Source organism: Thalassiella azotivora, from assembly GCF_054781695.1.
This window is the reverse complement of record NZ_BAAGTX010000059.1, coordinates 1-541: the sequence shown is the minus strand read 5'-3', so window position 1 is coordinate 541 and position 541 is coordinate 1. Positions and strand designations below refer to the sequence as shown.

Sequence of the window (541 nt, the reverse complement as noted above, 5' to 3'; positions counted from 1 at the left end):
GCGCGCGGGAAGGAGCACAGCGCCGGCGCCGCCCGCCCGCGGGTGCCGGGGGCGATGTCCGCGGGACCCTGGACCCTGTCGAAGGCGGCCTTGCCGGCGCCGTTGAAGCGGCCGGAAAGGGGTTCGGCGGCGTCGATGAGCTGATTGATCAGGCTGGCCAATTGATCACCGGAGGCCGAGGTGTTGCGGTTCAGGGTGGTAAGGGTCTGATCGCCGAAGTCCCAACGTGACATCTGTTCACCTGCTCCTCGGTTACCTGCCGTCTACTGCGGTAGGACGTCCAGTCCGTATCGCTGGTTCCCGCAATCCGCGTGTGGACCATATAACGGAAGAATTCCTCGGGGAGGACAATTATATGGGTGATAATGACAGGCGGGAGTTGGTTGTTGCCGGTTGTGGAGACGACGACTGGGGGACTCTGCATGAAGTTCGAACTGGTGGATCCCGCTGAGTGGCCCGAGCCCGCGGCCCCCAAGGCCGCCGACGGCCAGGACGGCCACGACACCCCGGCGGACGCCGAGACGGCCGCCGCACCGCCCGA

The 541-nt window shown here is 66.4% G+C and carries 1 pseudogene; it reads right to left on the bottom strand.

The features are described 5' to 3' along the window. Positions 1-233 (bottom strand): annotated as a pseudogene (locus ACYVQV_RS18990) (hypothetical protein); the annotation flags it as partial. Positions 234-541: the final 308 nt, after the last annotated feature.